This window comes from Pedobacter hartonius (genome assembly GCF_900107535.1).
GTDB classification, from domain to species: Bacteria; Bacteroidota; Bacteroidia; order Sphingobacteriales; family Sphingobacteriaceae; genus Pedobacter; species Pedobacter hartonius.
In genome coordinates, this window is record NZ_FNRA01000002.1 from 326,898 (window position 1) to 342,289 (window position 15,392).

Below are 15,392 nucleotides of genomic sequence, written 5' to 3' on the forward strand. Positions count from 1 at the left end.
ATATTGTTACAAGCTTTATCAATAGAATTAAACCAGTACATTTAAAAAAAATACCACATTATGCTTCCAACCGTAAACTTTACAGAAACCGCAGCCTACAAGTACCTGGCTGATCACTTCATTGATATCAATGAGAAAAACTTAAAACAGCTCTTTACAGAAGACGACAAACGTTTCGAGAAATTTTCAGTGATTTTTGAGGATATTCTTTTGGATTATTCCAAGAATAGAATTAACGACGAGACTTTTGCCTTACTGCTTCAGCTGGCAAGGGAATGTAAACTGGATGAAGCGATCAAAGCAATGTTTAGCGGGGATAAGATCAACCAGACCGAAGACCGTGCAGTACTGCACATTGCGTTGCGTAACCAGGGTAACAATGCGATCTATGCTGATAGTATAAATGTAATGGATGAGGTAAATGCTGTTCTGGCTAAAATGGAGAAATTCAGCGAACAGATCATTTCAGGCTCATGGAAAGGGTATACAGGTAAAGCCATTACTGATGTTGTGAACATCGGTATCGGCGGTTCTGACCTGGGGCCGGTAATGGTAACGGAGGCTTTAAAAGCCTATAAGAACCACCTGACCATGCATTTTGTATCCAATATTGATGGTACGCATATGGCAGAAGCCTTAAAAGTGGTTGACCCGGAAACAACATTGTTCATTATTGCCTCCAAAACTTTCACTACACAGGAGACCCTCACCAATGCAAATACCGCAAAAGACTGGTTCCTGAGTAAAGGCGGAAAACAGGAAGATGTAGCCAAACATTTCGCTGCGCTGTCTACGAATGCTAAAGACGTGTCTGCTTTTGGTATCGATACCGAAAATATGTTTGGCTTCTGGGACTGGGTTGGCGGACGGTACTCACTATGGAGTGCAATAGGTTTGCCTATCGCACTCAGCGTAGGTTTTACCAACTTCAAACAATTATTGGAAGGCGCACATGCGGCAGACGAACATTTTGAAAGTACCTCTTTCGAAAGCAACATCCCGGTAATCCTGGGTCTGCTGGGCGTATGGTATATCAACTTCTTCGATGCAGAAACACAGGCTATTCTTCCATATGATCAATACATGCACCGCTTTGCCGCATATTTCCAGCAGGGAGATATGGAAAGCAACGGTAAACACGTAGACCGTAACGGTGAAGAAGTAACTTATGAAACAGGACCGATCATCTGGGGCGAACCGGGTACAAACGGACAGCATGCGTTTTACCAGCTGATCCACCAGGGAACACGCCTGATCCCATGTGATTTCATCGCGCCGGCGCAAAGCCTTAACCCGATAGGTGAACACCACCAGATCTTGTTGTCAAACTTCTTTGCACAGACTGAGGCACTGATGAACGGTAAAACCGAAGAACAGGTAACTGCCGAGTTGAAGAAAGATGGCAAGACTGACGAAGAGATCAAAAAACTGGCACCTTTCAAAGTTTTCGAAGGTAACAGGCCTACCAATTCAATTTTATTAAAGAAAGTAACCCCGAGAAGTCTTGGAAGCCTGATCGCGTTATATGAGCATAAGATATTTGTTCAGGGGATTATCTGGAACATCTTTAGCTTTGATCAGTGGGGAGTAGAATTAGGAAAACAGCTGGCCAAAAGTATTTTGCCGGAGCTGAAAGGTGATGAGCCAGTTTCATCTCATGATCCTTCCACAAACGGGCTGATCAACCAATACAAAAACTGGAGATAACACACTTAATATAAGCGTTTTCATCTGTTTATTTTAGTATATTTATAGATTAACTTAAACCTTTATAAAAGGATTTGATCTAATAAAGACACAAATAAAACCTATACAGATGAAAACGCTTAAAAATATCTTTCTTTTTGCCTTGCTCTTTTCTGTGGTAAAACTGTCTGCCCAGACAGATAAAGCAACAACTGCCAGGATCATTGCAGCGCAGAATTACGTATTTGTTGCCACTACGGCCTATCCGCTCAATGCGGCAGACATTAATAAGATCATGAGCAGACTGCCGGGTTATAATGGCGGTGGCAATATTAACCTTACCGGTTCAAGTTATGACTTGTCAGTAACGACGGACAGCCTGGTGGCCTATCTTCCTTATTACGGACGATCTTACACGCCCAAGTATGGCAGCATTGATGAAAACGGCATCAAATTCAAATCAAAGGACTTCAATTACAAAAGCAGCGCCCGTAAAAAAGGCGGCTGGAATATCACCATGACCCCAAAGGATATCAAGGATAACTATAGTTTAACCCTATTGATCACGACTTCAGGTTATGGTACGCTGACCGTCAACAGCAATAATCAGCAGTCCATCACATTCAATGGATATATTGCAGAAACCAAGCCCAAAAAGGCCGGCTGATCTATTTTGAACCGGCAGGGACCAGGTCAATCTGGAACAATTTGGAAAACTTTTTCCCGGTGACAAATAAACGTTTTCCGATTGCGTCCCATGCAATACCATTCAGTACGTCTGTATTGGGATATTTATCTTTTGCAGGCAAGATCCCTGTCAGATCAATATAACGCTCTATAGAGCCGTTTTTAGGGTCAATTACGGCAATCTTATCCGTCTGATAGATGTTCGCGTAGATCTTCCCTTCAATATACTCCAGTTCATTGAGCTGGTCTACCTGTCCGTTGTTGTCATATACATCGATATAACTTTCTTCTTTGTAATCCGTTCCGTTCAGGAACCAGATCCTGTTGGTACCGTCCGACTTCAGCAGCCGCTGCCCGTCATAGGTCAGCCCCCATCCTTCCCTGCTGTTCTGGTAAGGAAAAGTACCCAGCTCTTTCAGTGATTTCGAATCATATACAAACCCCATATTCTCCTTCCAGGTCAGCATCAGGATCTTATCGCCTACCAGGGTGGAACCTTCGGCAAAGTACTTTTTATCAATATCTATCCGCTGTAATGCCTTGCCAGACTCCAGTGCCACCCACCTTAAAGTAGAAGTACCATACTCTCCGGTACTTTCCAGGAATTTCCCGTTATGGTATTCCAGGCCCTGGGTGTAAGAACTGGTATCATGGGGAAAAACGTTCAGCACCTTATAGGTAAACTTAGCTGGTTTAGTGGATGATTTCAGCACGATATTAATCGTCACCGTATCCTTTTCTTTCCCATTATCTACTATTGCAGAGATCAGCCTGTAACCCAGTGAAAGGCCGGTGGTAGGGATTGTAAATACATCTTTCCCGGCTTTTGTGCCTACCGGCTTGCCGTCTACCAGGTAACTTACATTGGTAATCTTGCTTTCTGCAGGAAGATCGACCTCCACTTTAACTTCTTCTCCCAGGCCATAGGTCTGGCCCTGTTCAGGGAGCTTAAAGCCGGGCACATCATTCCTGCTGCCCTCATTTCTACAGGAAGTGACCAGGGTAATACCGACAAGCAGATAAGCCAGAGTGATCATTTTATAATATTTAACAAGCGTATTACGTTGGCCAGAATGCATCTTCAATATGATTAATTTTATAAAGTTCCTTATTTTCAAAAACAATTGCAACAATGTCGAACCGGATCTCGCCCTGGTGGTTCCTCCTGTCGATATAAACCGCAGAGGCGAACTCCAGTTGTTTCTCTTTTTTCCAGTCTACAAACTCTTCGGGCTCCCCATGATCAACAGACCTCCGGGTTTTCACTTCCACAAAGATCAGTTTACCCTCATGAAAAGCGATCAGGTCAATTTCTGCCCTGCCATAAACCCAGTTCACATCCAGTATCCGGTACCCCAGTTTTTCCAGGTATTCTTTCGCCAGGAGCTCCCCGTATCTGCCAAGTTCATTGTGTTCTGCCATCCAGCCGATTACCGTTATTTCAGTATCACAGAACCCAAAAATTTCGAAATCTCTCTTTCTACATTCTTGATATAGGCATAACGCTGCATCAGTATTTCCTGGTTTACAGGATCGTTTTCTACTTTAATCTCCTGTAAGAGGCCCAGCAGGATGCGGTCCACCTTTCTTTTTTTCAGGTGAAACAGCCCACCCAGAATAGTGGCTTTTAAGTTTACGGTTTCATCCCTCACATAGATCTGGTGTTTATTGTACCAGTTCTCGCTCAATGCGTAGGGCGAAGTAGATAAAGTAATGGCCAGGTCTGCAATTACGCGGTTATCATTTTTGATAAACTGGTTTGCAACCGGCAAATGCCCATTCTCAATCTCTTCTTTATAATTCTCAATGATCAGTTTACAAGTTGGATCTTCAAAGGTCACATCAGACAGGTTCTGCATGATGAAAGACCCGATATACATATTATCAATATTATCCCAGCTGACCAGCTCGTGTCCGAATGCCAGTAAAAGCCTGACAATTTCATTTTCCTGCAGCTGGTCGTTATCCGGGCTGCTCTCCAGCTCCGGAAGGTCAGGATGGAAATTATCGTCGAACAGGTTATCAGGCGGTCCGTCCGGCGCCGCAGGATTTTGTGAATATTGCTGTTTCTGCTGGGAAGAAGTCTTTTTAAACCTGGCAGACTTCATTTTGTTGAGTTCCGTCAGCAGCATCCGCTCCTCTACCTGCAGCAGTCGGCTGCATTCCCGGATAAACACTGAAGCCTTGATATCATCAGGAATCTTTGCGATGCTTTCTACAATATCCCTGATAATGCCCGCACGTTTGATTGGATCTGTACCAGCTTCTTTCAGCAGGATATCGGCCTTGTATAAAATGAAATCCTTGCGGTTATTCTCAATATAAATTTTAAATGCACCTGCGCCAACCTTATGCATGTATGAATCCGGGTCATGGCCGTCAGGAAAGTTCACCACTTTCACGTTCAGTCCTTCTTCCAGGATCATGTCCAGTCCGCGCAGCGAGGCCTTTATACCAGCAGCATCCCCATCATATAAAATGGTTACATTCTGGGTGAAACGGCCGATCAGCCGGATCTGCTCTACCGTAAGCGAAGTACCGGAAGAGGCTACTACATTTTCTATGCCAGCCTGGTGTACCGAAAGCACATCGGCATAACCTTCTACGAGGTAACAGTTATCAAACTCGCGGATGGCCTTTTTTGCCTGAAAAAGCCCGTAAAGGACGTTCGACTTATGGTAGATATCACTTTCAGGAGAGTTGACATATTTAGGGACATTCTTGTCCGTCTTCAGCGTTCTTCCGCCGAAACCGATAACCCTGCCGGTAAAGTTATGGATAGGGAACATTACCCTTCCGCGGAACCTGTCGTATACTTTTCCCTTATCGTTGCGGATGGACAGGCCGGTACGCTCAAGGTATTCTTCCTTATGTCCGGCAGCCTTCGCGCTCAGGATCAGTGCATCCCATTGATCAGGAGAATAACCCAGTTCAAATTTCTTAATGATATCTTCCCTGAAGCCTCTTTCCCTGAAGTAACTCAGACCGATTGCGCGGCCATGCTCTCCCGTCCAGAGTTCATTGGCAAAATAATTTGCGGCATAGAGCGAAACCACATACAGGCTTTCGCGTGCATTGTTTGCTTCTACATCCTGGGGGCTCTGCTCCTTTTCTTCAACCTCTATATTATACTTTTGTGCAAGGTATTTCAGGGCTTCCGGGTAAGAGTATTTCTCATGGTCCATGATGAAATGCACTGCATCCCCCCCTTTTCCACAGCCAAAACACTTATAGATACCCTTGGTAACAGATACATGGAAAGACGGCGTCTTTTCGTTATGGAACGGACAATTGCCAATTAAACTGGTTCCACGTTTTTTTAAAGACACAAAATCACCCACCACCTCCTCAATACGGGCGGTGTCCATGATCTTATTGATGGTATCCTGGTATATCATTAAGGTGTATTACTTCAATAGTGGCAGGAACAAATCAGCTACAGTCTGGTTACCTTTTGCATTCAGATGAACACCGTCAGTAGTCAGTATTCCTTTTTCAAGGTCGCCGGTATTGTTTGCGGCATCATAAGCAGTGAACTGTGCCCTCAGGTCAACCAATGGCAATTTATTTTTAAGGGCCAGCTGACGGATGGCTTCTGAAAACTTATCCAGTTCTGCATCCATATCATTTTCGCCGGTCTTTTTCTCTCCAATAACAGCGGGTGTACATAAGATCACTTTGGCATTACCCGCCTGGATTTTAATGATCAGTGCCTGGTAGAATTTGACAAACTTATCAAGATCTGTTCCGGTGTGCGATGTTTTCTTATGCCAAACATCATTCACACCGATGTAGATCACTACAAGATCTGGCTTCTTGTTCAGGACATCATCTTCTAAGCGAAGATAAAGGTCATATACCTTATTGCCGCCAATTCCTGCACCCATTACCTCATACGCTGAAGAATCAAGTGATTTTTTGACCAGGTCAACATACCCGCCCGGTGCAACTCCCTGCTGGGTGATGGAATCACCAAAGAAAATAATCTTTTTCGGTTTTAATTTCATAGCTAAAATAGAGACAGCAAAACAGCAGGCCATCAGGTACAAGATAGATTTTATAAGTTTTTTCATCGTATTACCCTCTTTAATATTAGTGTTCCAAACGATTGTCAAAGATAACCAATTCATCCCGTTTATGTATAACCAGTCGACGAAGTTCGACGGTTTCTTAGCGCAATATGCTTTCAAGAACTTCCTTTTTACCATCTATCTGTTCAGTATACGTTAATCCAAGGATCGTAGTGACCAGCGGGTACACATTTACATTTTCAAATGCCGGTATTTTAAGGCCTTCTTTGAAGGCTGGCCCCCAGGCAAAAAAAGTAGCCTGCATATCTTTCACCTTTAGCGGATCGAAACCATGGTGCCCGATGCCCGGTATTTTATCGGAAAAGACTTTCGGCCAGTCGGGTATCAGGAGAATATCCCCGATACGGTTCATCCTGTCATCTTTCGCCCCATAGTGAAACCTGTCCGGCATTTCTGTCTTCAGGTAGACCTTATAATCCCTGGCCGATTTACGGAGCGCCGCGTACATGGGTTGTATATCGGCCTTGTCCCTGGCATATAATTCCAGCGTGGTGCTGGAATAGATTACCTTAAACTTATCCCTGTCAATGATTTTCGGTGTACCAATAGGATTTTTAGTATCCACAGTAGTCATCCCATGATCTGAAACAAAAATAAAACTGACCGGCAGTCCGGTAGCCTTAACCGCTTGTGTAAGCTGGTAAACAACAGAATCTACCAATTTTACCGCCCTTGCTGTTTCAGGTGCTTCAGGCCCGAAATGATGGCCGGAATGATCGGGTTCAGACAGGTAAAAGGTAATGAAGTGCGGCCTTTTTTCTTCAGGCAGTTTCAACCAGTTCAGCACGATCTGAATCCTGTCAGGCATTTTGATTTTTTCCGTATATGTATAATAATATGTGGGCCTCACTCCCTTAATAGCAGCTTCAGACCCTACCCAGAACAGGCTGGCTGCAATCATGTGCTGCTGTTCTGCCAGTACCCACAGCGGGGTTCCGCCATACCAGCTTCCATCCCTTACCTGAAGCTTATTACTCATACTATAGCTGTCATTCTTCTCTGCACTATAATAGCTGTTGCTGACCAGTCCATGATGAGAAGGGTACATGCCCGTAACCAGCGTATAATGGTTTGGGAAAGTTACGGTAGGAAAAGAGGGGATCATGGCCGCAGCACGCAGGCCCTTAGCACTCAGTTTCAGTAAATGTTCCGCATGATATTTCTTTGCATAATCATAACGGAAGCCATCCGCAGAAATCAGGATCACATATGGCTTTTTCTGCTGTTCCTCGGTGTTTTTACGGTCATGATCGGCATGAGATACCGTATCGCTTTTCAGCGCTTGCGCAGAGATGTTCAGTACACTAAATAATAATACCAGGCAGGTCAACAGTTTTTTCATTGAAATGATTTAAGCCTTATTGACGAAGGCGCCGTAAATCTAATGTTTTCAAATTACGCCTATATGATCCGTTTATTATATAAACATCCAATAATTTTCAAATTGTCATTTAAATAGTCAGTTTATATTGGTCACATATCGCTGTATTCAGGATGATAAGGGTTCACAAAATTATGAAATCGTCTTTCTGGGAAAGACGATTTTCCGATAATTGTCTCTGTTTTACGGGGGCGCAGCATTGCTATAGAATTATTACCGCTTACCTTTACAGAGTATTGTGATTTTAGCGGACTAAAACCTTCAGCATTCGGAGCCGCAAAAAATAAAACAATCGCATTATTTCACCGGTATCTTGTATTGGGCGGTTATCCGCAAACTATTGATATTCCTGAATACATCCACACAGCTTATCTTCAGGAATACTACAATGCAATGCTATTGCGGGATATTGTAGAGTACAATCGGTTAACTAACTACTCCTACCTTCGTAGTTTATACAGGCTTGCTGCATCTACTATTGGAAAAACCATCAGTAACCGCAGATTGTACAATCAATTAAAGTCGCAACAATACAGTGTTGGACTCAATAGCGTTTATGAGGCAATGGATATGGCGGAACAAGCTTATTTATTTAAAAGGATTAGTCGTTTTGATTATTCAGACAGTAAAAGAGAGAAATCCGATAAAAAGATCTATTGGCTGGATAACGGCTTATTAAATGCAAATACAGCACAATATACAAGAAACCGCGGTCTTTTACTTGAAAACCTAATTTTTAAAGAACTCTATCAGAGATTTGGAAGCATCTATACCAGCAACATCTACTACTATGCTGACGCCTCAGGTGAATGTGATTTCATTGTATATCCTGAAGGTGGAACGGCACTCCCCGTACAGGTAAGCTGGTCGCTATCAGACGAAAGTACGCGAAGCCGCGAGATCAAAGGATTATTAAAAGCATGTACCTACTGTAAAGTGACCGAAGCATGAGTCATCACAGCGGAAGAAGAAGAAGAACTAACTGTAGACGGCGTACATATCAGCATAAAACCGGCATGGAAGTGGATGATCACCTCCATGAAACGCGATTAATTTAACAATTAATTCACATCTATCATTTAGATTTACAGAAAGATAGATAAACCATGAAGTTTCACCTTATCACGTTAATCAGCTTGTTCCTGCCCGCCATTTTCTCCACTGCTCAATGCCAGGAACACAGGGACCGCATCAACCCAAAATATTACCTGATTGCGCACCGCGGCGGGGTGGTAGACAGTGTAACTGCAGAAAACAGTGCTTCAGCTCTAAGTAAAGCTGCCGAAAGAGGCTACCGGATGGTTGAAGTAGACCTGCTTTTGAAAGTGTGCTTCAGCAATGTGAGCGAAAATTACAGGTGATGATTGATCAATGCATGGGGACTAAAATCTGATGAGCCCATGAAGGCCGCCAAAAAAAACAAACAGGACCTTGAATCTGCCGGGATTACATTCTTCCAGGTAGACTCTGACTATGAGCATTTTTTTTACTAGTTATAGTCCTTGTGCAGGATCAGAAAACTTGCCCGTTCTTCCTTCTTGAAAGGAATGTTCCAGTTACCCTGGTAGGTAATCTTTGAAGGCAGTTTTTCTTCGCCAAAATACCCCATTTCGATATTCATCTGTACATCAAAATCAAAAAGCATATTGCTGTACTTCATGTCTACATAACGTCCCAGGATAGCAAAATCGCGCTTATCAAAAATCGTAACCAGCTCTTTGATCATCAGCCCGTCCTTAGTCCAGTTGCTCAGCCCTTCCTTTACGCTCACCCTGAAACGGTAAACAGGAATAGAATCCAGGTAAGTGCCGCTTTGGAAACCATAATCATAATACTGCCGCATATTTGCAGTAAAGATTTCCGTCTTACTGCCGATAAAAGGGATGCCCTTTACAGGCCTCCCGGGGTTAAAGATCAGTGTTTTTAGCTTGTCCTTATAACTCGCATTGGATTCCCCTTTGGGGCTAGCTGAAGAGGTCTCCGAAGAAAAGTCAGTTTTATATGCATTCATGAAGATGTAATCAAACATCTCTACGGTATACAGCTGGTACTTGCCATTTTTCTTAAAGACCTTTCCGGTATCCTGTTTGGCAAGGTATTCCATTTTAACGGGATTAGCCGTATGGCGGATCTTTCTGTAAATCTTCCCGTTTACCTTGTTTTTCTTATCATAAGTATAGATCCTGTTCTCAGCGATGAAACTGTGTTTTTTCATTTTCCTGAAAGCCGCATAAAAGGTAGTATCTGTGGTTACTGCCCGAATAAAAGTCTCCACACTCAGCTTTTGGGCAACAATATTCACATTGGAATCCAGTGTGATCGTCTTGATCGTATCCGGATTAAAACGGGGGATTTGCTGTGCGAACACATGAAACCCGCAAACTGTCATCGCGACAGTTAAAATAGTCCTGATGATCCTCATTAATTCCCCAGTTGTTTCAGCGCAATATAAGCCATCAGGCCTGTTGATATTTTCATTGCATCCTCATCCACATCAAAATTGGGATGGTGTACGGAATATTTTGTGTCCTTAGCCGCATTTCCGGTACCCAAACGGTAGAAACATGCGTCTGTCACCTGCGAATAATAAGCGAAATCTTCCGCAGCCATCCATATATCCAGGTCAACCACATTCTCCGCTCCGAGGTAATCTTCTGCATAAGCACGTGCACTGGCTGTCACTTTTTCTTCATTGATCAGGAAGGGATACCCATGCATGATCCTGAAATCGCAGCTTCCGCCCATACTCTCTGCAATCCCTTCAGCCATTTTTTTCATCAGGCGTTTTGCTTCTTTGCGCCAGTCTTCATCGAGCGTTCTGAAGGTACCTTCCATTTTTACTTCATTCGGAATCACATTGGTTGCCCCATTGGCGATCACTTTTCCAAAAGAGAGTACCGATGGCAATCTTGGGTCTGCATTCCGGCTAACGATCTGCTGCAGTGCCACAAGGATATGCGCACTGATCAATACCGGGTCTATATTCTGCTGCGGCTGGGCACCATGCCCGCCTTTACCATGTACAGTGACATATAATTCATCTGTAGAGGCCATATAAATTCCCGAACGGAAGCCTACTTTTCCCGCATCGATCAGCGGCATTACATGCTGACCGATAATATGCTGTGGTTTCGGGTTTTCCAGTACCCCTTCAGCGATCATCATGCTTGCCCCTCCCGGTAATACCTCTTCCCCGGGCTGGAAGATTAGCTTAATCGTCCCGCCGAACTCTGCTTTCAGTGTATTTAAAATATATGCAACCCCTAACAGGGACGAGGTGTGTACGTCATGTCCGCAGGCGTGCATCACACCAGGATTTTTTGAAATATACGGTTTATCATTTGCCTCATTGATCGGCAAAGCATCCATATCTCCGCGCAGGGCAATCACCTGGTCTGAGGGCAGGTCGCCCGTAATTAAACCGACTACGCCCGTATTGGCAAGCCCTTCAAAGGAGATGCCCCATTCTGTAAGTTTCGCTTTCACGAAAGCTGAAGTTTCAAATTCTTTAAAAGACAGTTCCGGATTGGCATGGAGGTGACGGCGGTACCCTACTACCTCTTCAAAAATGGTACCTGCTAAATGTTGAATCTGCTCTTTATTGATCATAGTTTTAATCTAAACCTGGTGCATTAATCTTTTCTCTGAAGATGAACAGCGTGGCAAATGCCGATCTCAGTTCATTCATCATCCGCTGGGCTTCCAGGCGCGTCCTGAAGTCGCCCACACGCAGATAGTAATTGGGCTCTTTATAAGTAATATACGTATTGACCTTTGGATATATTGTCTTAAAGCGGGACTGTTCATTGAACACTTCTCTCCGGTCTGACCCGTAAAAGACCTGCACGCGGTATCCCATCATGGATACGATAGTACCATCTCTACGGGAAACGGCAGTTGCAGGTGCAGGCGCAGCTTTTTTACTGAGGGCGATCCTTCTATCGATCAGGCTGTCAACCAGCGGATCTTTAATAACTGTCACCACGCCTCTTTTCTGCGCAGACAAGGCAATAGAAAAAAAACAAATAATCAACGTAAAGATTAACTTCATAAAGTTTTTAAAAAAAGAATGCCGACTTCTTTTTACAAAAATCGGCATTCTTTGTGTGTATTACAAATTACATTCCTGCACCATGGCAGTTTTTGTATTTCTTACCGCTTCCACAAAAGCAGGGATCATTTCTTCCAATCGTCACTTCTTTACGTACAGGTTGCTGCGGAGCAGGCTCACGGGTATCGTCAAACTGGACTTCAGCACCTGTGGCCGAAGCAAATTCAGGTTTAGATAATTTCAGCTTGCTTGCAGGTTTTGGTGCCTGCGGAGCTTTAAGGTCATCGGCTTCCTGCTGCACAGGAATACCACCTTTATATAAGAAACTCACTACTTCTTTATTTACTGCGTTCAGCATGTTTTTGAACAGGTTGAATGCTTCCATTTTGTAAATGATCAGTGGGTCTTTCTGTTCGTAAACTGCGTTTTGTACAGACTGTTTTAACTCGTCCATTTCGCGAAGATGCTCTTTCCATGACTCATCGATTAAGGCCAGAACAATCGTTTTCTCAAAAGATTTTGTAACTTCTCTTCCATCGTTCAGCATGGCTTTTTTCAGATCAACTGCTACCTGAACGCTTCTTACGCCATCCGTAAACGGAACAACGATCTGCTCAACATGGTCGCCACGTTCTTCAAACACCTGTGTCAGCACCGGCATTGCCTGCCCGATGATGGCTTCAGATTTCCTTGTATAAAAGGCTACTGCCTCTTCAAACAATTTGTCTGTTAAAATATGTACGCTTCTTGAGCTGAATTCAGATTCAGTAATCGCGGTATCCAGGGAGAAGTTCTTGATCACTTCAAGTTTGAAGCCTTCATAGTTACCTTCTTCCTTATATTCGCTCACTACATCTTCAGCCACGTCAAACACCATATTGTTCATGTCTACATCCAAACGCTCGCCAAACAGCGCATTCTTACGTTTTGAGTAGATCACCGAACGCTGAGAGTTCATCACATCATCATATTCCAGCAAACGCTTACGGATACCAAAGTTATTCTCTTCAACTTTTTTCTGTGCACGCTCAATAGATTTCGTGATCATTGAATGCTGGATGACTTCACCATCTTCAATACCCATTTTTACCATGATGTTAGAGATACGCTCAGAACCGAATAAGCGCATCAGGTTATCTTCCAGTGAAACGAAGAACTGTGACGATCCCGGATCACCCTGACGGCCTGCACGACCACGCAACTGCCTGTCTACACGGCGCGACTCATGACGCTCCGTACCTACGATGGCCAAACCACCAGCTTCCTTCACACCGGCACCCAGTTTAATATCCGTACCACGACCCGCCATATTCGTAGCGATGGTCACTGTTCCTGCCTGACCGGCTTCAGCCACGATATCGGCTTCCTTCTGGTGCATCTTCGCATTCAGTACATTGTGTTTGATCCCTCTGAGTTTCAGCATGCGGCTCAACAGTTCAGAGATCTCTACCGAAGTAGTACCCACCAATACCGGGCGGCCTGCTTCAGTCAGTTTTACGATCTCCTCGGCAACTGCATTATATTTTTCGCGGATGGTACGGTAAACGTAATCCTGCTCATCTTTTCTTGACATTACCCGGTTGGTAGGAATTTCTACCACATCCAGTTTATAAATAGACCAGAACTCACCAGATTCTGTAGTTGCCGTCCCCGTCATACCACATAACTTATGGTACATACGGAAGAAGTTCTGTAAAGTAACCGTAGCATAGGTTTGTGAAGCATCTTCAACTTTCACATTTTCTTTTGCCTCGATCGCCTGGTGCAAGCCATCCGAATAACGGCGGCCATCCATGATACGGCCTGTTTGCTCATCTACAATTTTGATCTTACCTTCATCGATGATGTATTCTACATCGATCTCAAATAAAGTATAGGCTTTCAGCAACTGGTTCACCGAGTGCACGCGTTCTGCTTTGATCGAATAATCGCGCATCAGCTCGTCTTTTCTCGAGATCTTCTCTTCGCTGTCCAGCGTTGATTTTTCAATCTCAGCAATTTCAGTACCTACATCCGGCAATACGAAGAAATGTTCGTCTTCACCGGATTTAGTGATCAGCTCAATTCCTTTTTCCGTCAGTTCTACCTGGTTGTTTTTCTCATCGATATAGAAATAAAGATGTGAATCTACCTTTGGCATGTTCTTGGACTGATCGGCCATATAATGATTTTCAGTTTTCAGGAGGACCTGCTTATTGCTTCCTTCACTTAAAAACTTGATCAGTGCTTTATTTTTTGGTAAACCACGGTGAGCCCTTAACAGCGCTAAACCACCTTCACCTTCTTCGGTTCCGGCTTTACCGTCATTGATTAATTTCTTTGCTTCATTTAAAGCTTTGGTCACATATTCTTTCTGTGCATTCACCAACCGCTCTATCCTTGGTTTCAGTTCATGGAACTCATGCTGGTCTCCAAAAGGAACAGGTCCTGAGATGATGAGTGGTGTACGGGCATCATCGATCAGTACTGAATCGACCTCATCCACCATAGCGAAATGCAGCTTGCGCTGTACCAACTGGCCCGGTTCCTGTGCCATATTATCACGCAGGTAATCAAAACCAAACTCATTATTTGTGCCATAAGTGATGTCAGCCAGGTAAGCATCCCTGCGCTGCTGCGAGTTAGGCTCATGTTTATCAATACAGTCTACCCTTAAACCATGGAATTCGAACAGAGGTCCGTTCCATTCCGAGTCACGACGTGCCAGGTAATCATTCACTGTAACGATGTGTACACCCTGTCCTGCCAGCGCGTTCAGATACGCCGGCAATGTACTTACCAGGGTTTTACCCTCCCCAGTGGCCATCTCGGCGATTTTACCATTGTGTAATACAATACCACCGATCAACTGCACATCATAGTGAACCATGTTCCACACTACCGTGCTTCCCGCAGCATCCCAGGAGTTTGCCCAGAAAGCCTTATCACCTTCAATCTTCACATTGGCCCTGCGCGAAGCATATTCTCTGTCATATGCCGAGGCAGTAACTTCCAGTTTTTCATTTTCAGCGAAACGTCTTGAGGTTTCCTTTACTACAGCAAAAGCTTCAGGAAGGATTTCCATCAGTACAACTTCCAGTTCTTTATCCCTGTCTTTGATTAAAAGATCGATTTGTTCATAGATCGAGGTTTTCTCCGGCAAAGACAAGTCCTGACCTTCAGCATCTGCTTTCAGTCCGCTTATTTTACCATCGATTTCTGCTAAAGATTTGGCGATAACATCTTTAAAGTAGACGGTTTTGTTACGCAATTCATCATTGCTTAAAGCCAAAAGCTTAGCATATTCCTCATTTATTTTGATGACAAGTGGTTGGATTGCCTTAATATCTCTATCCGATTTGCTTCCAAAAACTTTGGTTAAAAATCCTAACATCGTTTTTATCTGTGTTTATTTATTTAAAAATCATGATTTTACAACAACCAAGCCATAGCAGTCAACAGGTCACTTTGGCAGTTGCCGGGCCATAAAAATACAAATAATCTCGCATATTGATCA

At 43.7% G+C, this 15,392-nt stretch carries 13 protein-coding genes; 4 read left to right on the forward strand and 9 right to left on the reverse strand.

Annotation, left to right across the window (positions count from 1 at the left end):
• Window positions 1-60 precede the first annotated feature (60 nt).
• Together pgi and BLW16_RS04955 are read left to right on the forward strand one after the other, a co-directional pair.
• A complete protein-coding gene (gene pgi, locus BLW16_RS04950; RefSeq protein WP_090555458.1) occupies window positions 61-1,707 on the forward strand; it encodes a glucose-6-phosphate isomerase in 1,647 nt (548 codons plus the stop codon).
• 109 nt (window positions 1,708-1,816) lie between these two features.
• Window positions 1,817-2,353, forward strand: coding sequence for a DUF4251 domain-containing protein (locus BLW16_RS04955; protein ID WP_090555459.1), 537 nt, complete (start codon window positions 1,817-1,819; stop codon window positions 2,351-2,353).
• Between the two features lies 1 nt (window position 2,354).
• On the opposite strand, the gene BLW16_RS04960 is transcribed toward BLW16_RS04955, so the two are convergent.
• From BLW16_RS04960 to BLW16_RS04980, 5 genes are all read right to left on the reverse strand, one after another.
• A complete protein-coding gene (locus BLW16_RS04960) occupies window positions 2,355-3,410 on the reverse strand; it encodes a glutaminyl-peptide cyclotransferase (RefSeq protein WP_245735128.1) in 1,056 nt (351 codons plus the stop codon).
• A gap of 22 nt (window positions 3,411-3,432) precedes the next feature.
• Window positions 3,433-3,795: a YraN family protein gene (locus tag BLW16_RS04965; RefSeq protein WP_090555461.1), complete on the reverse strand. Its 363-nt coding sequence runs from the start codon at window positions 3,793-3,795 to the stop codon at window positions 3,433-3,435.
• Between the two features lie 14 nt (window positions 3,796-3,809).
• Window positions 3,810-5,771 carry a DNA primase gene (gene dnaG / locus BLW16_RS04970; RefSeq protein ID WP_090555462.1) on the reverse strand — a complete coding sequence of 654 codons (1,962 nt, stop codon included), beginning with the start codon at window positions 5,769-5,771 and terminating at the stop codon, window positions 3,810-3,812.
• Between the two features lie 9 nt (window positions 5,772-5,780).
• The gene (locus BLW16_RS04975; RefSeq protein WP_090555463.1) at window positions 5,781-6,446 is read right to left on the reverse strand and encodes an SGNH/GDSL hydrolase family protein; all 666 of its coding nucleotides are present in this window, start codon (window positions 6,444-6,446) and stop codon (window positions 5,781-5,783) included.
• 97 nt (window positions 6,447-6,543) lie between these two features.
• Window positions 6,544-7,806 (reverse strand): alkaline phosphatase family protein, encoded by a 1,263-nt coding sequence (locus tag BLW16_RS04980; RefSeq protein ID WP_090555464.1) that lies wholly within the window; start codon window positions 7,804-7,806, stop codon window positions 6,544-6,546.
• Between the two features lie 357 nt (window positions 7,807-8,163).
• Here BLW16_RS04980 and BLW16_RS04985 point away from each other — a divergent pair, with 357 nt between their 5' ends.
• Both BLW16_RS04985 and BLW16_RS04990 read left to right on the forward strand, forming a co-directional pair.
• Window positions 8,164-8,796 (forward strand): ATP-binding protein, encoded by a 633-nt coding sequence (locus BLW16_RS04985; protein ID WP_090555465.1) that lies wholly within the window; start codon window positions 8,164-8,166, stop codon window positions 8,794-8,796.
• 155 nt (window positions 8,797-8,951) lie between these two features.
• Complete coding sequence (locus BLW16_RS04990) at window positions 8,952-9,206, forward strand: hypothetical protein (RefSeq protein ID WP_090555466.1); 255 nt, start codon at window positions 8,952-8,954, stop codon at window positions 9,204-9,206.
• Between the two features lie 128 nt (window positions 9,207-9,334).
• Here the strand turns inward: BLW16_RS04990 and BLW16_RS04995 are convergent, their stop codons facing one another.
• From BLW16_RS04995 to secA, 4 genes are all read right to left on the reverse strand, one after another.
• Window positions 9,335-10,267 (reverse strand): hypothetical protein, encoded by a 933-nt coding sequence (locus BLW16_RS04995; protein WP_090555467.1) that lies wholly within the window; start codon window positions 10,265-10,267, stop codon window positions 9,335-9,337.
• Window positions 10,267-11,454 carry a M20 metallopeptidase family protein gene (locus BLW16_RS05000; protein WP_090555468.1) on the reverse strand — a complete coding sequence of 396 codons (1,188 nt, stop codon included), beginning with the start codon at window positions 11,452-11,454 and terminating at the stop codon, window positions 10,267-10,269. Before BLW16_RS05000 ends, BLW16_RS04995 begins: the two co-directional genes overlap by 1 nt.
• Before the next feature lie 4 nt (window positions 11,455-11,458).
• Window positions 11,459-11,896: an SPOR domain-containing protein gene (locus BLW16_RS05005; protein ID WP_245735129.1), complete on the reverse strand. Its 438-nt coding sequence runs from the start codon at window positions 11,894-11,896 to the stop codon at window positions 11,459-11,461.
• 67 nt (window positions 11,897-11,963) lie between these two features.
• Window positions 11,964-15,269, reverse strand: a complete 3,306-nt coding sequence (gene secA, locus BLW16_RS05010; protein WP_090555470.1) for a preprotein translocase subunit SecA — start codon at window positions 15,267-15,269, stop codon at window positions 11,964-11,966.
• Window positions 15,270-15,392 lie beyond the last annotated feature (123 nt).